The organism is Trujillonella humicola (assembly GCF_046233715.1).
GTDB lineage: Bacteria > Actinomycetota > Actinomycetes > Mycobacteriales > Geodermatophilaceae > Trujillonella > Trujillonella humicola.
Genome location: NZ_JBJNRJ010000017.1, coordinates 71029 through 89409 on the forward strand (window position 1 = coordinate 71029; position 18381 = coordinate 89409).

17 protein-coding genes and 1 pseudogene are annotated in these 18381 nt (G+C 73.5%); 11 read left to right on the forward strand and 7 right to left on the reverse strand.

Annotated features, from left to right (window positions below; all coding sequences use genetic code 11):
* Together ACK586_RS11315 and ACK586_RS11320 are read right to left on the reverse strand one after the other, a co-directional pair.
* Positions 1-1092 (reverse strand): lysophospholipid acyltransferase family protein (locus ACK586_RS11315; protein WP_409330579.1); only part of this gene is annotated, 1092 nt, incomplete at its 3' end.
* A gap of 1 nt (position 1093) precedes the next feature.
* Positions 1094-1951: a patatin-like phospholipase family protein gene (locus tag ACK586_RS11320; RefSeq protein ID WP_409330580.1), complete on the reverse strand. Its 858-nt coding sequence runs from the start codon at positions 1949-1951 to the stop codon at positions 1094-1096.
* Between the two features lie 101 nt (positions 1952-2052).
* Here ACK586_RS11320 and ACK586_RS11325 point away from each other — a divergent pair, with 101 nt between their 5' ends.
* Positions 2053-2805 carry an LLM class flavin-dependent oxidoreductase gene (locus tag ACK586_RS11325; RefSeq protein ID WP_409330581.1) on the forward strand — a complete coding sequence of 251 codons (753 nt, stop codon included), beginning with the start codon at positions 2053-2055 and terminating at the stop codon, positions 2803-2805.
* 5 nt (positions 2806-2810) lie between these two features.
* Here ACK586_RS11325 and ppk2 read toward each other — a convergent pair whose 3' ends face one another.
* Positions 2811-3641 (reverse strand): polyphosphate kinase 2, encoded by an 831-nt coding sequence (gene ppk2 / locus ACK586_RS11330; protein WP_409330582.1) that lies wholly within the window; start codon positions 3639-3641, stop codon positions 2811-2813.
* Between the two features lie 83 nt (positions 3642-3724).
* Between ppk2 and ACK586_RS11335 the strand changes: the two genes are divergently transcribed.
* Entirely contained in the window at positions 3725-4918 is a 1194-nt protein-coding gene (locus ACK586_RS11335; protein ID WP_409330583.1) for an NAD(P)/FAD-dependent oxidoreductase, read from the forward strand.
* A 5-nt stretch (positions 4919-4923) separates the two neighbouring features.
* On the opposite strand, the gene ACK586_RS11340 is transcribed toward ACK586_RS11335, so the two are convergent.
* Positions 4924-6573: a multicopper oxidase family protein gene (locus tag ACK586_RS11340; RefSeq protein ID WP_409330584.1), complete on the reverse strand. Its 1650-nt coding sequence runs from the start codon at positions 6571-6573 to the stop codon at positions 4924-4926.
* 312 nt (positions 6574-6885) lie between these two features.
* Here ACK586_RS11340 and ACK586_RS11345 point away from each other — a divergent pair, with 312 nt between their 5' ends.
* Positions 6886-8418: a serine/threonine-protein kinase gene (locus ACK586_RS11345; protein WP_409330585.1), complete on the forward strand. Its 1533-nt coding sequence runs from the start codon at positions 6886-6888 to the stop codon at positions 8416-8418.
* 76 nt (positions 8419-8494) lie between these two features.
* On the forward strand, positions 8495-9064 hold the full coding sequence (locus ACK586_RS11350; protein ID WP_409330586.1) for a TIGR03086 family metal-binding protein: 570 nt from the start codon (positions 8495-8497) through the stop codon (positions 9062-9064).
* Here the strand turns inward: ACK586_RS11350 and ACK586_RS11355 are convergent.
* Positions 9042-9560 carry a MarR family winged helix-turn-helix transcriptional regulator gene (locus ACK586_RS11355; protein ID WP_409330587.1) on the reverse strand — a complete coding sequence of 173 codons (519 nt, stop codon included), beginning with the start codon at positions 9558-9560 and terminating at the stop codon, positions 9042-9044. The two genes, ACK586_RS11350 and ACK586_RS11355, sit on opposite strands and share 23 nt — an antisense overlap.
* Positions 9561-9682: 122 nt before the next feature.
* On the opposite strand from ACK586_RS11355, the gene ACK586_RS11360 reads away from it, so the two are divergent.
* From ACK586_RS11360 to ACK586_RS11380, 5 genes and pseudogenes are all read left to right on the forward strand, one after another.
* A complete protein-coding gene (locus ACK586_RS11360; protein WP_409330588.1) occupies positions 9683-10450 on the forward strand; it encodes a pirin family protein in 768 nt (255 codons plus the stop codon).
* Positions 10451-10559: 109 nt separating this feature from the next.
* Complete coding sequence (gene wrbA / locus ACK586_RS11365; protein ID WP_409330589.1) at positions 10560-11162, forward strand: NAD(P)H:quinone oxidoreductase; 603 nt, start codon at positions 10560-10562, stop codon at positions 11160-11162.
* A gap of 190 nt (positions 11163-11352) precedes the next feature.
* A pseudogene (locus tag ACK586_RS11370) lies at positions 11353-11586 on the forward strand (ATP-binding protein); the annotation flags it as partial.
* A 38-nt stretch (positions 11587-11624) separates the two neighbouring features.
* Entirely contained in the window at positions 11625-13439 is a 1815-nt protein-coding gene (locus tag ACK586_RS11375) for a hypothetical protein (protein WP_409330598.1), read from the forward strand.
* Positions 13440-13544: 105 nt separating this feature from the next.
* Positions 13545-14999 (forward strand): NAD(P)/FAD-dependent oxidoreductase, encoded by a 1455-nt coding sequence (locus ACK586_RS11380; RefSeq protein ID WP_409330590.1) that lies wholly within the window; start codon positions 13545-13547, stop codon positions 14997-14999.
* 202 nt (positions 15000-15201) lie between these two features.
* On the opposite strand, the gene ACK586_RS11385 is transcribed toward ACK586_RS11380, so the two are convergent.
* Entirely contained in the window at positions 15202-15330 is a 129-nt protein-coding gene (locus ACK586_RS11385; protein ID WP_409330591.1) for a hypothetical protein, read from the reverse strand.
* A 387-nt stretch (positions 15331-15717) separates the two neighbouring features.
* On the opposite strand from ACK586_RS11385, the gene ACK586_RS11390 reads away from it, so the two are divergent.
* The gene (locus ACK586_RS11390) at positions 15718-16797 is read left to right on the forward strand and encodes a hypothetical protein (RefSeq protein ID WP_409330592.1); all 1080 of its coding nucleotides are present in this window, start codon (positions 15718-15720) and stop codon (positions 16795-16797) included.
* A 74-nt stretch (positions 16798-16871) separates the two neighbouring features.
* On the opposite strand, the gene ACK586_RS11395 is transcribed toward ACK586_RS11390, so the two are convergent.
* Positions 16872-17183, reverse strand: a complete 312-nt coding sequence (locus ACK586_RS11395) for a hypothetical protein (RefSeq protein WP_409330593.1) — start codon at positions 17181-17183, stop codon at positions 16872-16874.
* Between the two features lie 109 nt (positions 17184-17292).
* Between ACK586_RS11395 and ACK586_RS11400 the strand changes: the two genes are divergently transcribed.
* Positions 17293-18171, forward strand: coding sequence for a hypothetical protein (locus ACK586_RS11400; RefSeq protein WP_409330594.1), 879 nt, complete (start codon positions 17293-17295; stop codon positions 18169-18171).
* Positions 18172-18381 lie beyond the last annotated feature (210 nt).

The following is an 18381-nucleotide window of genomic DNA, read 5'->3' on the forward strand; positions in this document are numbered from 1 at the left end:
CCGCGGCCCGCCCCCCCCGCCGCCCCCGCCCCCCCCCCCGCCCCCCCCCCCCCGCCCCCCCCCCCCCCCCCCCCCCGCCGCCGAGGTCTCACCGACCCAGTCGTCGATCGTCGTCCACCAGCAGTGCAGCCAGTCGGCGAGCTCCGCGTCGTCGCGGGGGACGTCGGCGGCGGGCACGAACCACCAGCGCAGGTGCAGCGTCTTGTCCATCGGCAGCTCCCGCCACAGGTCGCCGACCGTGTTCAGGTGGTCCAGGCCGGTGTGCGCGACGAAGACGACGTCGGCGTGCGGCGCCGCCCGCAGGGCCGCGGTGACCCCGGCCGGACGCGGGGGCAGCACGTGCCGGAGCGCCTCGGCCCGGAGCGCGGCCGCGTCCTGGCCGCGATCGCGGAACCGCTGGATGAGCCGCGACCGGCGACCCGCGGTGAAGTTGGCCCCCTCGGGGAAGATCAGCAGCGCGTCCTCCTCGCCCAGGTCGCGGGCCAGGTCGCCGATCGCCCCCGTCGCCCGGTCGACCGGCTCGCTGGCCGAGACGAAGTGGTTGGGCAGCCGGTTGAGCAGGACGTCGATCATCGGGTCGAGCTGCAGGGCCTCCTTGAGCACGATGCGGGGCCGGCGCAGGTGGTCGCGGTCCATGAGCGTGTGCACCAGCAGGAACGAGTCGCCGGGGCCGGCGTGCCGGGAGAGGACCACCATCGCGTTGGTCGAGCCGGGCACCCCGTCGTCCAGCGGCGACCAGGACTCCCCGTCGGTGACCAGCCGCAGCGCGAACAGCCGGCGCGCCACCCGCATGAGCACGTCGAGCAGGAGCCGCAGGACGGTGTAGTGGGCGGCGCGCCACGCCGCGCTGTCGCGCCTGCGCCCCAAGCCGCCGAGCACCCACAGCACCCCCGCGGCGACCTGACCCGCCACCTGCAGGGCCAGGTAGACCAGCGCGAAGCACAGCAGCCGCAGCGCGCGCCACCGGCCCGGCAACCACAGCGAGGCCACCGCCGCGACGAGCACCAGGACCGGCAGCAGCAGCACGCCGGCCACCAGGGCGCCCAGCACCGCGGGGCCGGCGAGCCGGCGCACCGGCCGGGGCGGCAGCACGTCAGGCCGTCCGGTCGAGGTAGGCGCGGGCGGCCGCGTGGGCCCGGTCGATCCGGCCGGGTACCGCGGAGAAGTCCCGGTAGCGCAGGTCGCGCAGGCTGCCGGCCGACGGCGGCCCCTCCTCGCCGGAGGGCAGGACGTGCAGCGTGACGTCGGCCGGCAGCGCGGCGAGGTCGGCGGAGAAGCGGTGCCGGCGGGCGATCTCGAAGGCGACCTGGGCGACCTCCCACGGCCGCGCCGGCGGGCGCAGCGGGCGGTCGATGCGGCCCACGTGCAGCACGTAGACCGTGTCCGCGCCGAGCGCCACGGCCCGGCCCACCGGGATGCTGTGCACCAGCCCGCCGTCGACGTAGTGCTCGCCGCCCACCTCCACCGGCGGCAGCAGCCCGGGGACGGCGCACGAGGCGAGCACGGCGTCGACGAGCGGTCCCTCGGTGAACCAGTGCTCGGCCGCCCGCTCGATGCTCGCCGCGACGCACTGGAACGGGACCCGCAGCCCGGCGAAGGTCTCCACCGGCAGGTGCTCGGCGAGCAGCTCCCGCAGCGGCTCGCGCGGGTGCAGGTGCGTGCGCGTCCGCACCAGGGTGCCCACCCTCGCGAGCACCGACCCGGCGAAGACGCCGCGGGCGGCCAGGTCCTGCCAGACCTCGCGGAGCCGGTCGACGGTGCCCGGTTCGGGCGCGGCGGCCAGCAGGGCCCCGTTGATCGCCCCCACGGAGGTGCCCACGACCAGGTCCGGGCGGACGCCGTGCTCGAGCAGCGCCTGGAGCATCCCCACCTCGGCCGCGCCGAGCAGCCCGCCGCCGCCCAGGACGAACGCCGTGCCGCCGTGGCCGCCCTGCTCCGGTGTCGGTGCCATGACCGGATCGTGCCCGGCCGTCCCGGCGGGGGCAGCACGGCGGGTGGCCCGTCACTAGTGTCGCCGGAGGAGATCGGGACGCATCGGGACGGGTGGTCGGGGTGAAGGTCCGCTTCGGCATCGGGCTGGGACCGCTCGGTCCGGGCGACGACCTCGCCGCGATCGTGGACCGGCTGGAGGAGCTGCGGCTGGACTCGCTGTGGTTCTCCGAGCAGGTGGCGGCCCCGGTGGTCGACCCGGTCGTCGGGCAGGCGTTCGCGGTGGCCCGCACCACCCGGCTCAGGGTCGGCAGCGGGGTCGGCGTGCTGCCCGGCCGGCACCCGGTGCTGGTGGCCAAGCAGCTCGCGTCCCTGGCCGCGCTCGCCCCGGGCCGCGTCCTGCCGGTCTTCGGGCTGCAGCCGGCGCGCGCCCCCGAGCGGGCGTGGTTCCCCGTCCCCGAGGGCCGCCGCGGCGACGTCGTCGACGAGTCACTGGCCCTGGTGCGCCGGCTGCTCACCGAGGAGCGGGTCACCCACCGCGGCGAGTTCTTCACCCTCGACGACGCCGCCGTCGCCACCATCCGGCAGGCGGCCGCCGAGGCCGGCCGCGAGGTCGATCCCGAGCACTTCGGCCTCAGCCTGCCGGTCGCGGCCGGCGAGCCCGACGAGCGGCTGCTGCGCAGCATCGCCGGGCGCCGGCCCGGCCTCGACCCGCGCTCGCTGGTCCCCTCGGGCTGGGCGGAGGCCCGCCGGGTGCTCGCCGCGCACGTGGACGCCGGGCTGAGCAAGTTCGTCGTCCGCCCCGCCTCCCCGCCGGCGTCGTGGCCGCGCTGGATCGACGAGTTCGCCGCGGAGCTGACGCCGCTGCAGACCTGAGCGGATCAGGGGACGACGTCGGGCACGAACTTCTGGATCTCCCGCGGCGGCCGGACGTAGTCGTCGGTGATCTCCGGCCGCGGCGGCAGCTTCGGCGGCACCGGCGTGAGGTCCTCGTAGGGCACCTGGCCCAGCAGGTGGTGGATCACGTTGAGCCGGGCCCGCTTCTTCACCTCGGCGTCGACCACCCACCAGGGCGCCTCGGGGATGTCGGTGGCGGCGAACATCGCGTCCTTGGCGCGGGAGAACTCGACCCAGCGGTTGCGCGCCTCGAGGTCCATCGGGCTGAGCTTCCACCGGCGGGTGGGGTCCTTGAGGCGCGACTGGAAGCGCCGCTCCTGCTCGGTGTCGCTGACCGAGAACCAGTACTTGACCAGCACGATGCCGCTGCGCACGAGCATGCGCTCGAACTCCGGGCACGCGCGGAGGAACTCCACGTACTCCTCGTCGGTGCAGAACCCCATGACCCGCTCCACGCCGGCGCGGTTGTACCAGGACCGGTCGAACAGGACCATCTCGCCGCGGGTGGGCAGGTGCGCCACGTAGCGCTGGAAGTACCACTGCCCCCGCTCGACGTCGCTGGGGGCGGGCAGCGCCACGATCCGGGCGGCACGGGGGTTGAGCGTCTCGGTGATCCGCTGGATCGCGCCGCCCTTCCCCGCCGCGTCGCGCCCCTCGAAGACGACGACGACCCGCAGGCCCTTCGCGCGGATGTACTCCTGCTGCTTGACCAGCTCCACCTGCAGGCGGGCCAGCTCCTTCTCGTAGTAGGCGAGGTCGACCTTGCGGGTCGTCTTCGGCGCCTCTTCGACGTGGGGACCTCGGGCTGCGGCCATGGCGGGAGGATCGACCCGTCGCGACACGGCGGCAACCCCAGATCGGTCGTGTGCAACCGAAGGCGGCGGGGAAGTGGTCGGAGGTGACGAACGAGGAGCAGCACGAGGTCCTGGTCGTGGGCGGCGGCAACGCCGGCATCTCGCTGGCGGCGAAGCTGCTGCGGGACGGCGCCGGCGGGGTCACCGTCGTCGCGCCGCAGCCGGTGCACCGGTACAAGCCGCTGCTCAACTACGTCGGCGGCGGCGAGGCCACCATGGCCGACCTGGAGCGGCCCATGGCCGACGTCGTCCCCGAGGGGTGCACCTGGATCCGCGACGCCGTCGACGCCGTCGACCCGGACGCCTCGACCGTCCGCACGCGACGAGGGCGCACGCTCCGGTACTCCACGCTGGTGCTGTGCCCGGGGCTGGTTGAGGACTGGGCGGCCACCCCGGGCCTGCAGGAGGCCTACGCCGACGGGTGGGCCGCCTCGACCTACGTGCCGGGCAGCACCCCGCGGGTCTGGCCGCTGCTGTCGGGGCTGCGCTCCGGTTCCGTCGTCTTCACCGTGCCGCCGGAGCCGGCGTCCTGCGGGCCGACGGCGCTCAAGCCGCTGTTCCTGGCGTGCGACCGCTGGCGGCGCACCGGCGTGCTGGCCGACCTGCGCGTCACGCTGGTGCTGCCCGAGGCGGTGGTGACCCGGGTGCCGCGCGCCGACGAGGTGCTCGAGCGCGCCTTCGCCGGCTACGGCGTGGACGTGCTGAGGAGCAGCCGGATCGAGAGGGTGGACGCCGACCTGCACAGCGTCACGGTCGACGGGCCGGGCGGACGGCGGGTGCTCGAGGACGTCGCCGTCGCCCACGCCGTGCCGCGGTACCGGGCGCCGCGGTGGATCGCCGGCAGCGGCCTGGCGGCCGACGACGACCCGGGCCTGGTGGACGTCGACCCGGTCACCCTGCGGCACCGCGGTCACCCGGCGATCTGGGGGCTGGGCGACGCCGCCGACCTGCGGACCCGCCCCTCGGGCGGTGCCCTGCGCAAGCAGGTCGCCGTCCTGAGCGCGAACCTCGCGGCGGCGCGGGACGGCGGGGACCTGCAGCGCTACGACGGCTACACGGTCATGCCGATCACGGTGGGCCGCCGGACGCTCACCCTCGCCGAGGTCGACCGCGACGGCCGGCTCACCCCGTCGGTGCCGTTCCTGGACCCGGTCCGCCCGCGCCGGGCGACGTGGTGGTTCGACCGGTACGCGCTGCCGCAGGTGTACTGGCGGCGCATCCTGCGCGGCCGGGTCTGACGGGGTCAGTCCTCCGGCCGGTCGGTGGCCGGCGCGGCCGAGATCGGGTCGACGTCGGCGGTGTCGGCGCCCACGCAGAACTGGGTCATCATGTCGTGGTCCTCGTGGGTGAGGTTGTGGCAGTGGACCATGTACCGGCCGTGGTCCTCGGGGTACGCGAGCTCCTCGGGTCTCCGGGCCGGGTCGGCGGCGTTCGGGTCGCCGGCCTGGTGGAAGCGCATGAGCAGGTCGACCCGCTCGTTCTCCCCGGTGTAGACGACGTCCTTGGGGCCCCGCTCGTGCACCGGCGGCGGCGCGCCGTTGCGGCTGAGCACCTGGAAGTCCACGAGGTGGATGTGCAGCGGGTGGAACCAGCCTCCCGAGTTGTTCCGGATCGTCCACACCTCGGTGGTGCCGGGCTGCACGGTGGCGAACTCCAGGTGGTAGCCGGACTCCTCGATGTCGCGCCACGTGACGCCGCTGATCTGCCACTCGCCGTTGGAGCGCTCCAGCCGCATCTCCCGCCGGATGGCGCCCTGCGGGCGCAGGCTCATCACGCCGCGGGCGGCCGTGGGGTCCAGCACCTCCGGGACGGCGTTGTCGGTCGTGGGGAACGCGTCGCCGGTGACCTCGAACCGCATGATCTTGTCGGTGTTGTCGTAGTCCGGGGCGTTGGGCACCCCGCGGTTGACCAGCTGCACCCGCGCGCCGGCGGAGTACCGGCTGAAGTCGACGACCACCTCGTAGCGCTCGGCCATGCCGATGCGGAAGCCGGTGGTGGACTGCGGGGCGGGCATCAGGCCGCCGTCCGTGCCGACGACCGTCATCGGCGACCCGTCGCTCATGGCCAGCTTGTAGGCCCGGGAGACCGAGGCGTTGAGGATGCGGAACCGGTACTTGCGCCGCGTGACCCGCAGCGTGGGCCACGGCACCCCGTTGACCAGGACGACGTCGCCGAAGGTCGAGGAGTGGCTGTTGTCGTTGAACAGCAGCGAGCCGTCGGAGGTGAAGGCCTTGTCGGTGATGACCAGGGGCAGGTCGAACTCGCCCTTGGGCAGCGGCAGCGCCCGCTCGACCGGGTCGGTGCACACGTACATCGCGGCCAGGCCCATGTAGGCGTTCTCCGCGGTGTGGTGGACGCCGTGGTCGTGGTACCAGAGCGTCCGGGCGCTCATCCGGTTCTCGTAGACGTAGTCCTTCCACTGCCCGGGCTGGGTGATGTCGCTGGCGTACCCGTCGAACTGGGGCCGCGACGGCGAGCCGTGCAGGTGGGTGGACGTCCAGTCCCGGTACCGCAGCGCGGGGTGGTCCCGCGGGAGCGCGTTGACCTGCCGGACGACGGCGGGCTGACCCTGCCGGGCGACGATCGTCGGTCCGGGTGCGCCACCGGCTCCACCGATGGTGTCGTAGTAGCCGAACACCGGCGTGCGGTAGCCCGGGATGATCTCCGGGGTGAGCAGCCGCTGCTCGATCCGGTAGCGGGCGCCGGTCGCCGTCATGACCGGCTGCGCGACCGGTGGGGTCCGGAAGGGCAGGCTGTAGGGCCGCGGTAGCTTGCTCGCGGCCATCTGCGAGACCGACGAGGCACGCAGCGTGGTCACGAGCGGCAGGGTCAGCGCGGCGGAGGCGAGTGCGCCGACCTTGAGTGCGTCGCGGCGGGTGAGTGCGTCGGGCACGGTGTCTTCCTCTCGGGACCCCTGGACGTCGTGCCACGAGACTCCACCGCAGGCGTGACCCGCCGTCACCCGTGACGTGGGGCCGGATCGGCACCCCGACCTGGGGAGTTGCCGAGTCGTTACGGACTCACCCGCGCCGCGTCCTCACGCCGGGTGAAGGGCCGCGCGCAGCGGCGGACGCAGGCCAGGCTCCCCTTCCGACCTGCACGGACGGATCTGCACACGCCCGGCGACCTCTGGACGGCGGGCCGCCGGATCCGGACACTGCGCTGCACGCCGGGCGGCCGGCGACGCCGACGACGGGGGCGCGCAGTGGACATCGAGCCGGGCACCGGCATCGGCGGCTACGTCGTGGAGCGGCGGCTGGGCAGCGGCGGGATGGGCGCGGTCTACCTGGCCCGCCACCCGACGCTCCCCCGGCACGTCGCGCTCAAGGTCCTGCACACCGGGCTGGCGGCCACCCCGGGGGTGCGCGCCCGCTTCGAGCGGGAGGCGGAGCTGGTCAGCCGGCTGTCGCACCCCAACGTCGTCGACGTCCTCGACCGCGGGACGCAGGACGGCCTGCTGTGGATCGCCATGCAGTACGTGGCGGGGCCGGACCTGGCGACCGTGCTGGCGCGGGACGGCGCGGCGCCGCCCGAGCGCGCCCTGGCCATCGTGGCGGCCGTCGGCGCGGCGCTGGACCACGCGCACGCCTGCGGGCTCGTACACCGCGACGTGAAGCCGGCCAACGTCCTGCTCGCGGTGCTGCCCGGCGGTGGCGAGCGGGTGGTGCTGACGGACTTCGGCATCGGGCAGGACACCGCGTCGTCCTCGGTGCTGACGCAGACCGGCGAGGTCACCGCGTCGCTGGCGTACGCCGCGCCCGAGCAGGTGTCCGGCGGCCGCGTCGACTCCCGCGCCGACGTCTACGCCCTGGGCGCCGTCCTCTTCGAGCTGCTCACCGGGCGGCGGGCCCTCACCGCCGAGACCCTGCCCGCGGCGCTCTACGCGGTGGTCACCGCCCCGCCGCCCGACCCGCGCGCCGTCCGCCCGGACCTGCCGCCACCGATCACCGGGGTGCTGGCCCGGGCCATGGCCAAGGACCCGGCGCACCGGTACGGCTCGTGCGCCGAGCTCGTCGCGGCCGCGCGCGGCTGCTGGCCGGCCCGCGCGCCGGCCGCCGAGACCGCGGTGGGCCGGTTCCCCCCGCCTCCCCCGCCGCCGCTGCCCCCGACCGTGCGGCCCGGCCGGAACCGGCTGGTGGCCGGCGTGGTCGCGGCCGCCGTGGTCGCCGTCCTCGCCGTGGGACTGCTGGTGGCGCTCGCGCCCTGGCGCACCGACTCGACGGCGGCGGAGTCCTCGCCGTCGGCGACGGGCGCGGCGGGGACCACGGAGGGGGCGGCGACCGGCCCGTGGGGCGAGCTGCAGTTCGTCGTCGACGACTTCCCGAGCCTGCTGCCGGCGACCCCGGACGGCGAGGGCTGGGCGGGCGGCACCTGCGTGCCGACGTCGTTCGCGCTCGACGTGCACGCCGACCTCGGCCTGACCTGCCAGTACCCGAACGGCATGACCGTGGAGGTGGCGCACTACCCCGACGTCGCCGCCCGCGACGCCCGGCGGGCCGAGCTGGAGCAGGAGGACGCCCGTACCTCGCCGGAGAGCTGGGGCACCGACACCACGACCCGCGCGGGGGTCCGGCTGTTCAACGCCGACGGCCAGCCGCTGGTGTGGCAGTGGTACCTGTTCAACCAGCAGGACAAGGCGCTCTACGCCGTCATCGCCGAGTGGGCCGGGCACACGCAGGCCGAGCTGGACGCGGCGTTCTTCGACCGGGCGCCGTTCACCGGCCCGGCGGGCAGCTGAGCTCCGTCCGACCGATGACTTCCCCGCACGCGGAGGAGTCGTACCGGTGACCGACCACCGGAGGAGGGAGCCCGGGATGGACGCCGACCAGACCCCCGCCGAGGAGTACCGCGAGATCGCCGGCCGGTTCACCCGGCTCGTCGAGGGCGTGCCCGACGCCGCGGCCTGGAACCGGCCCTCCCCCGTCGCCGGCTGGACCGCCCGGGACGTCGTCGGGCACCTGGTCGGGTGGTTCCCCGGGTTCCTGCGCGCCGGCGCCGGGGTGGAGCTGCCCACCGGCCCTCCGGTGGCCGACGACCCGGGAGCCGCCTGGCGGACGTTCAGCGACGGCGTGCAGGCGCTGCTCGACGACCCGGCGTCCGCGGAGCTCGTCGTCCGCAACCCGCACACCGGCGACGTCCCGCTGCCGCAGGCGGTGTCGCGGTTCTTCACCGCCGACGTCTTCCTGCACAGCTGGGACCTGGCCCGGGCGACCGGTCAGGACGAGACGCTGGACCCCGGGCGCTGCGCGGCGATGCTCGAGGGCATGGAGCCGATGGACGAGCTGCTGCGCGCGAGCGGTCAGTACGGCCCGCGCGTGCCGGTGCCCGACGACGCCGACCCGCAGACGAGGCTGCTGGCCTTCATCGGGCGCGACCCCCGCTGAGCGCCGCGGGCAGCGCGCCCGCCGTATCGGCACCCTCTCCCGGCCGGCCGGGCCCGAGCCGAGCGAGCACGGTCGTCGCGATCACGTCGAGCGCGGCCACCTGCTGCTCGGTCAGCCCGTCGAAGACCAGGCGCCGGACCACCTCCACGTGCGCCGGCGCCGCCCGCTCGATGGCGTCCCGGCCGGCCTCGCCGAGGACGACGAAGGCGCCGCGCCGGTCGGTGCTGCACTCCTCGCGCGCCACGAGGCCGCGGCGCTGCATCCGCGCGAGGTGGTGCGACAGCCGGCTCTGCTCCCACTGCAGCGCCTCCACCACCTCGAAGACCCGCATCCGGCCGCCCTCGGTCTCGCTCAGGAGGACCAGGACGTCGTAGTCGGCCAGGGACAGGCCCGAGGTCCGCTGCAGCTCCCGGTTCAGCCGCGCGTCCAGGCGCGAGGTCATCCGCAGCAGCCCGCGCCAGGCCCGCTGCTCGTGCTCGTCGAGCCACCGCGTCACGCGCCCCACCTCGCCGCCGGAAGAAATATGACCCGTCATGGAGTTTAGCGCGGACGTACATGACACATCATGTATCTGTACGCCGTGCGCGCACCGCCCACCGTCCGACCGGAGGACCCGTCGTGACAAGCACCCCCCTCGTCCCGGGCGTCGAGGTCCGCCGCGCCGCCGACCGGGCGGCCACCCGCATCTCCTGGCTGGACAGCAAGCACTCGTTCTCCTTCGGCCGGCACCGCGATCCGCGCAACACCCACCACGGCCTGCTGCTGGTCAACAACGACGACGTGGTGACGGCCGGCAGCGGCTTCGAGACCCACCCCCACCGGGACATGGAGATCGTGACCTGGGTGCTGCGGGGGTCGCTGGTGCACCAGGACTCGACCGGCCACAGCGGCGTCATCTACCCCGGGCTGGCGCAGCGGATGAGCGCCGGCACCGGCATCCTGCACAGCGAGAAGAACGACTCCTGGCGGCTGCAGGGCGACGTCCACCAGGACCCGGTGCACTTCGTGCAGATGTGGGTGGTCCCCGACGAGAGCGGCACCACCCCCGGGTACGAGCAGCGGGAGATCGACGACGCGCTGCTCGCCGGCGGGCTGGTGCCCGTGGCCTCCGGCATGCCGGGGCACCGGGACGCGGCGGCCATCGCCATCCGCAACCGGTACGCCGCGCTGCACGCCGCCCGGCTGCGGCCGGGCCAGTCCGTCGAGCTGCCCGACGCCCCCTTCCTGCACCTCTTCGTGCCCCGCGGGTCCGTGACTCTCGAGGGGACCGGCGACCTCGCCACCGGCGACGCGGCCCGCCTCACCGCGACCGGCGGGCGGCGCGTCACCGCGCTGGAGGCCGCGGAGGTCCTCGTGTGGGAGATGCACGCGACCCTCGCCGCCTGACCGGCCCCCGGCGCAGTCCCGGGCGCCCCCACCGACGTGCCCGCCGCCCCTGCGGCCGGCGGGAGCAGCACGAGCCACCCCGACCGAACGACCCGAGCAAGGGAGAGACATGACCAAGATCGCTGTCATCTACTACTCGTCCACCGGCAACGTGCACCAGCTGGCCGCGGCGCTGGCCGACGGCGCCCGCGAGGCCGGCGCCGAGGTGCGCCTGCGCCGCGTGCCGGAGCTCGCCCCGGAGGAGGCCATCGACTCGAACCCGATGTGGCGGGCGCACGTGGACGCCACGGCCGACGAGGTCGAGGTGGCCTCCCCGGAGGACATGGAGTGGGCCGACGGGTACGCGCTGGGCACCCCCACCCGGTTCGGCACCCCGGCCGGCCAGCTGAAGCAGTTCCTCGACACGCTCGGCGGCCTGTGGTTCGACGGGAAGCTCGCGAACAAGGGCGCGACCGCCTTCACCAGCGCGCAGAACGTCCACGGCGGCAACGAGTCGACGATCCTCACGCTGTTCAACGTCTTCTCGCACTTCGGCGCCGTCATCGTGCCGCCCGGCTACACCGACCCGCTGCTGTTCGAGGCCGGCGGCAACCCGTACGGCGTCTCGAACGCCTCCGGCGGCAAGTCCGCGTCCGTCACCGAGACCGAGCTCGCGGCAGCCCGCTACCAGGGCCGCCGCCTCGCCGAGGTGAGCGCCAAGCTCGCCGCCTGACCGCGGTGCGACCGGACGGCTCGCTCCTCGTCCGTCAGCGGTGCCGCCGGACCTTCACCGCGGCTGCGCGATCTGTCCGTCCGAGCCGTTCAGGAGAGGCAGGCTGGTCAGCGCGTGGCCGACCGGCCACGATGGACTCGTGCGACGAACGGTCGCCGACCGGCTCGGGGCAGCCCGTCGCCGCGCGCTGGTGGGGCGCGGCGAGGAGCTCGCGCGGGTCGACATGCTGCTGGCGTCCCCGCCGACCGAGCGGCCGGTCATGCTGTACGTCCACGGTCCCGGAGGGGTGGGCAAGAGCGCCTTCCTCCAGGGCTGCCAGCTGCTCGCCACGGACCGCGATCGCGGCTGCCTGCACCTCGACGGGGCGGACATCGCCCCGTCGGTGCCCGCCTTCCTCGGTGCGCTGCGGCGCGCTGCGGCGCCGGCCCGGCCGACGCCGCGGTCGACGTCGTCGGGCGCTCGGTGCTGCTGGTCGATCGCTTCGAGGCCCTCGCGCCGCTCGAGGCGTGGTGGTGGCAGGCCTTCGTGCCCCAGCTCTCGGACGAGGCGTTCCTCGTCGTGGCGGGGCGCAGGTCGCCGCCGCCCGCGTGGCGCCGGGACCCGGCATGGTCGCAGCTGGTCGAGGTGATGCCGCTGCGCAATCTGCCGCCGGCGGAGTCCCGCGCCCTGCTGCATGCCCGCGGGATACCTCCGGATGTCGACGTCACCGACATCGTCGGGGCGACCCACGGACATCCACTGGCACTGGCGATCGCCGCCGACCGGTACGTGGAGGGTGGGACGACCAGCCCTCCCGGCGCTGCGCCCCAGGCTCTGCTCACCCACCCCGACGCCGCTGCCCGACTCCTCGGCAGCTTCATCGACGAGGTGGCGAGACCCCGGCAGCGCGACGCGCTCGACGTCAGCGCGCACGCCCGCAGAGTCGACCGGGCGTTGCTGCGGGAGGTGCTCTCGGTCGACGAGGACGCCGCCGACGAACTCCTCGACTGGTTGCGCGAGCGTCCGTACGCCGAGTCCCACCCCGACGGCCTCGCGTTGCACGACGTGGTCCGTGACGTCCTCGACCGGGACCTCAGGTGGCGCGACACGGACGCCTTCCTCGACCTGCACCGTCGGATCCGCCGGGTCGTGGTCGACCGCATGAAGCGCGCCCAGGACCCTGCCGCGCACCAGCGCGCCGCGCACGACCTGCTGCACCTGCACCGGAACAACCGCGCCGCCGAGGACCGTCTGCACCTCGACGACAGGCTCGGCGCGTACACCACGCGCCCGATGGGCGTCCGGGATCGCGCCGCCGTCACCGAGCTCTACGCCCGCACCGAGGAAGCCGAGCGAGGCCGTGCGATGGCGCACTGGGTGGAGGCGCTCCCCGAGGCGTTCACCGTGATCGAGTCGCCCGTCGGTGACCTGGCCGGAGCCCTGGCGACGATCCGGCTCGATCGCGTCGCGCAGCAGGGCCGTGCGGCCGATCCCGTGGCCGCGTGCGCCCTCGAGGAGGTCGGCCGACGCCGGCCTCCGGAGCCGGGCGAGGTCGTGCTGTACCAGGTCGCAGCCAAGCGTGAGCACCCCGACGAGCTCGGCGGCGCGGCGAACGAGGTCGCCGCCATCTCGCTGCGGGCGTGGGCCACGCCCGGCCTGGGGTGGGTGGTGCTGGCCTCGGCGCGCGAACCTCTCTGGGCGCCGATGTGGAGTCACATCGGGTTCGAGCGGCTCGGGCGACACCTGTCGGAGGACGGCACCGAGGTCGGCATCTGGGGCCGCGACTTCCGCCGCAGCGACTTCTCCGAGTGGCTGGAGTCGCTCGCTCCGCTCGAGGTGGGGCAGGTCGAGGACCCCGCGCTCCGGACGTCGACGGTGGCGCTGGCTCACTCGGACTTCGCCGACGCGGTGCGGCAGCTCCTCCGAGATCTGCATCGCCCCGACCGCGTCGCGGGCAACCCGCTGTCCGCCTCGCGTCTCGCCAGGCCCCTGCCCGGCGCGGCGACAGCGCCACCACGGGCGGAGGACACCCTCGCACGACTCCGTGGCCGGCTCGTCCAGGCGCTGGGGCTCCTGTCCGAGGACCAGCGAGCCCGCACCGGCGTCCGCGCGGTCGAGCGCACCTACCTCAAGGCCGCGCCGTCGCAGGAGCGGGCCGCCGAGGTCCTCGGGTTGCCGTTCAGCACCTACCGGCGCCATCTCCGGGCCGGGATCGAGGACCTCGTCGGGGTCCTCTGGACGTGGGAGCTCCACGGTGTGCCCGAGCTGCCGCCCCCGGGGGGCGTGGCACGAGGCTGACGGGGTGGACAGGAAGTGAGCAGCAGCCGACCTGGCGGGTGAGCACCTGACGGGCAGACGGTGGCCCGCGCACCAGCCGAGTGCCACGGATCCCGGAGGTCTGCCATGTCGAGCACGTCGTCCACCAGCACGTCGTCCACCAGCAGCTCGCGTCCGCTCGAGACCGTCGCCGTGGCGGGCGCCAGCCTCGGCGGGCTGCTCGCCGCTGCCGCTCTCGCCCCGCACGCCCGGAGGGTGGTGGTGGTCGACCGCGATCCCCTGCCCGAGGAGCCGGCTGCGCGTAGTGGGACCCCGCAGGTGCTGCACGCCCATGGCCTGCTCGCGTCAGGGCGGCTGTCGATGAAGGCCCTCCTCCCGGGCTTCACCGAGGAGATGGTGCGCCTCGGCGCGCTCAGCGAGGGGGACATGGGGAGCAACGGACGCTGGTGGGTCGGGGGCGGGCTGCTCGCCGACTGCGCGATCGGCGTCACCGGAGTTGCAGCGTCACGGCCTCTGATCGAGGCCACGGTGCGCCGCATGGTCCGCCGGCTCCCGAACGTCGCGGTCGAGCCGCGGGTCGACGTGCTGGGGCTGGTCGCCGCCGGCAAGCGGGTGAGTGGCCTGAGGGTCGGAGACGACGCGGGCCACGAGCGGACGATCGAGGCCGACCTCGTCGTCGACGCCACGGGGCGGTCGGGCCGCGCCGGGCGCTGGTGGGAGCGTCTCGGCCTGACGCCGCCGGTGGAGGAGCGGGTCTCGGTGGGGGTGCGCTACGCGACTACCCACGTGGCTCATCACGAGGGTGACCTCTCCGGCCGCAGCGTCGCGGTGTCGGCCGCGACCCCGGAGGTGCCGCGCGGGGGCGTGGCGATCCGGCAGGAGGACGGCACCTGGGTCGTCATGCTCTTCGGCTACTGCGAGGAGCAGCCTGCGCTGGACCCGGACGGGTTCCGTGCCTACGCGCGGACCATCGTCTCTCCCGACGTCGCGGCGCTGCTCGAGGGGCGGCCGTTGTTGGAGCCACCCCGTCCCTACCGCTTCCCGGACTGCCGACGACGCCGCTTCGAGAAGGTGGAGGTGCCGCTGGGCTACGCCGCGCTGGGCGATGCGATCTGCAGCTTCGACCCCACGTTCGGCCAGGGGATGAGCGTCGCTGCACTGGAAGCGGTCGCACTGGGAGAGGCTGCTGCGCACGGACCCGAGCGCGTGCGCGCGGCCTACCACCGCGAGGCGGCGGAGATCGTCGATCGCGCGTGGACGATCGTGGTCGGCGCAGACCTGCTCATCGAAGGCACCGAGGGGACGCCCCCTCCCGGTCACCGGGTGATCTCGCGCTACGTCCGCCGCGCCCAGCGGGTGGCGCACCGCGATCCCACCGTCTCCCGGGCAGTCATGCGGGTCACCAACCTGCTGGCCGCACCGCCGAGCCTGATGGCACCGAGCGTGGCGTGGCGTGTGCTCCAGCCTGGCGCGGCACCCCGTACGTCCCAGGCTGACGCGCCCCGGAGGCAGGCGGCTGCCGCTGTCGCCCGCCTGGAGCGCGTCGGGGGCGACGGCGGAGACCGCCGAGTCAGACGTTGAAGCGGAACGAAATCGCGGTGATTGGCAGCGGACGGGCATCGACGGAAACCGCGCCTGAGCAGCACTTTCGTCAGCGGGCACTGCTGGCTGTTATCGACCGATTTCGACCGAGTTGCGGACTGTCTGCGGACTGTCCCCCCGCGCTCGGGCGAGTCACTGGCGGCCGCCGCTCCCCGGACGAGGGCAACTCTGAGTGACGGGGTCACCAGGGGCGGCGGCGCAGGGCCCACCGGAAGCAGAGGTACGCCGGGATCAGCAGCGCGGTGAAGACGGCGAAGAAGGCAGCCATGAACCCGTCGCCGGAAGCAAGGAAGGCAAGGGCCGTGATCACACCGACAACTGCGCCCACGATGCAGATCCAGCGGTATGCACGGATGAGCCGGTCGCTTCGACCACCCGGCTGCGACGTCGACTCACCCACCACGGCTGCAGCCTGCTCCACGGCAATCGAAAGCACCGAGTGCGTCGCAAGATTCCAGCCGATCGAGTGCTGCAGCGAGGACGTTGCCGGCCATCGGAACTCACAAGCTCGAATGCCGCTGCAGCTGCCCTGCTGTCCCTGAAGGCGGCTTTAGGGCCACCTCGGAGGAGCCGATGCCCCTGCCGCTATCCGGCCCGGCTGCCGGCGCGCAGGGATGGACATCCGGGGCGCCGCGTTTGAATGCTTCGGCCGTTCCGGCATGTCGAACGCGATGCGAGGGTGGAGGTTATGACGCGCGTGAGACGGGTGCAGGTGATGGGGGAAGCCGGCGATCCAGCCGTCAGGGCCCTATGCGCAGTCGGGGAGAGCGTCGCCTACCTGTTTATGGAGGGGCTGGCTGAATGCGAGGTTCAGGGTCGTCACTCGGAGATCCGGTTGCTCGTGAACGCTGCGCCTGATCGGCCCGACGTGGTGGTGGAGGCACTGGATGAGCGCCGGGGCTTTGAGGCGGTCGTCGTTGGTGTCCCACCGCACGTGGCTGACGTCCCCGTTCAGCCGCGGTCGCTGTTGGCTTTGGACGCGCTGCGCGCAGGAGTTGGGCGACTCGGCGAGTTGCGCGGCTGGGACCCCCGCACGCTCGACGACATCCGGGACCACGTGCTCGCTCGGGGGCTCGTCTTCACCTGGTACGGAGACTGGAAGCGCAGCCCCGACGGCCGTCACGAGGTTCGAGCGGCCTTCCAGTTCACGGAGCTCGGAACGGGGCGCAGGGGTCTGCAACTTCGGACGACTGGGGCCGACCGGCTGCTGACGTGGTCTGACCAGTTGGAGTGGCGCTCCTCCTGGGAGGGCTTCGCCCGCTCCATGAGATACCTGCGCTGGTCAGACGACGGAACCGCAAGCCTGGAGGCCCTCACCCTTCGCCCGGACGCCCCACCGGCCGCCCTCACTGAACTAATCACCGACGCGCCGGCGGCCGATCCCGATCAGCCGCGGCCACCGGTGTCGCTACTCATCAGAGATGACACGTGGCGGGAAATCCGGTTCACCGGCGGCATGCTGGGTCTAGGTGTCGTCTCGACGGCGTACGTGGATCAGCTGTGCACCCTGCTCAAGCAGCTGGAACGCGACGAGTGGCAGCGGTGGTGGTCTTCAGCGGACCTGCCGATCCTTGACGTCTCGTACTGGATCGGTGACGACCGCACCGACCGCATGTTCGTCCGCCGCGGCAACGGCCAGCTCATCGCCCGCGTCGAGCACTCACCAGCGGAACTGCGGGATGACGATCCGGACAGGCAGGCCGAGGAGGACGTCCTGCGACTGGTCGCCGCAATACAGAGGCGCATGGGCCTCGACGAGCCCCCGCCATTCCGCTGAGACGTCGCGGCGACGTCCCATAGTGGGCCGCTTGGGGACACGGGCGGCCGGGCGTGGTCGTTCAGGAGGGAGCGTTAGGGCCGGTGAGCGATCTGTTGGTTGTGACGTCGCAGCAAGACCGTCTGGACGATAAGAGCCAGCAGTACGCCTCCAGTGACTAGGGCAAAGGCGACTGCCCAGTCCTCCGACGCCACCATGAGGGAGGCGATGACGATGCCTCCCGAACCCAAGGCCGCCAGCCATCGGATGCCGGTCGGCCTTCCCTGTGGTCGCCAAGTGCTCAAGGGGATGCGTTCTGCGGGCTTCGCCATGCGCAGTTCGGTCGCGGTGCCCCATCCCATCAGCGCGGCGCTCACGACGAGGGCAGCAACCCAGACCGCAGTCACGCTCGGCACCCTATGGCCGGGCGACCTGCCGACTGAATGGCTGTCACTCCCACGTGTCCCTTAGTGGGCCGCTACGAGACGCGGTGTTGGCCTGCGCAAGGGTGTTGGCATGACGGACATCCGGCTGGTCTCTGCTTCGCCGTGGGAGCAGGACCTGTTCGTTGTCGGTGAGTTCGAGCGGATGGCGCACGTTCTGTCCGTGAGCAAGGCAGCCGTGCTGGCCAGCGTGGATACGGTCCTGGACTACGGCGGACGCCGCCTGGCGCTGATCTCGGCCGAAAATCCGGTGATCGTGGCGGGCGCGTGGGCGCGGCATGGCGTCTGCGGCTACTCACTGGCCGGCGTGCAGCTCTGGCAGAACGAATCGCGCTCAGGGGTGCAGCAGGTGACTGCCCTGGCAGCGGGCACCGTCGCCGTCGCATACGAGAAGGGGCCGGCCGTCGTGCTCGATGGCTCCTCCGGGGAGCAGGTCAGCGCACTGCCCGGCGTCAGAGGCGTCCACGCGCTGACCCCTAGCTTGTCGCTGCTGGAAGGGAGCGGATACATGCAGTTGGCCGACGGCAATCTTCAGTCCGTCGGTGACCGCATCTCGCTCCGGTCCTTCGGTGTCCTCGACGCCGCTGCCGACGCCGAGCACGTCGCGGTTGCTGAGGCCGGCGGGCCCCTTCGGATTCTGACTCTCGCGGGAGTCGAGCGCGCCACCCATTTGGTGCCCGGTGGCCGCGTCGTCGCGGTCGCGTACGAGGCCGGCACCGGCACTTGGCGAGCGGTCAGCCGAGTCGACCGGGAGGACGACGTGCACCACGAGCTCCTCCGTCTGTCCGATGACGCGGACGTGCTCGAGCGGCAGAAGCTGACCGACCTCATCGACGCCGCCTGGCTTCGAGATGGCACCGCTCTTGCCTACGCCACACCGGCGGGCGTCCGAGTTCGGGATGACGCGGATGGCATGGCGCAACAGGTGGGCGACATCCCGCCCGTCCCTTAGTGGGCCGCTACGGGCGACAGGTACCCGCCAGCAGTCGGTCTGCTCGAGGCATCGACCCCCCCGTCCGACAGCCTGGGGCGGTGTCGACTCGAGAAGCGCTCCTCCATAACCGGCTCTTCGTACCTGCGGTGGGTGTGAGGGACTCGCGCGTGTGAGTTGAGGCCGGGATGGGGTCGAGGCCTTCCAAGATCGGAAGCGACCAAGCTGCCC

Bases quoted from the DNA above. Each gene is read 5' to 3' on its own strand.
- ACK586_RS11320 (WP_409330580.1), bottom strand. From the start codon at position 1,951: ATGGCACCGACACCGGAGCAGGGCGGCCACGGCGGCACGGCGTTCGTC.
- ppk2 (WP_409330582.1), bottom strand. From the start codon at position 3,641: ATGGCCGCAGCCCGAGGTCCCCACGTCGAAGAGGCGCCGAAGACGACC.
- ACK586_RS11350 (WP_409330586.1), top strand. From the start codon at position 8,495: ATGGACGCCGACCAGACCCCCGCCGAGGAGTACCGCGAGATCGCCGGC.
- wrbA (WP_409330589.1), top strand. From the start codon at position 10,560: ATGACCAAGATCGCTGTCATCTACTACTCGTCCACCGGCAACGTGCAC.
- ACK586_RS11380 (WP_409330590.1), top strand. From the start codon at position 13,545: ATGTCGAGCACGTCGTCCACCAGCACGTCGTCCACCAGCAGCTCGCGT.
- ACK586_RS11400 (WP_409330594.1), top strand. From the start codon at position 17,293: ATGACGGACATCCGGCTGGTCTCTGCTTCGCCGTGGGAGCAGGACCTG.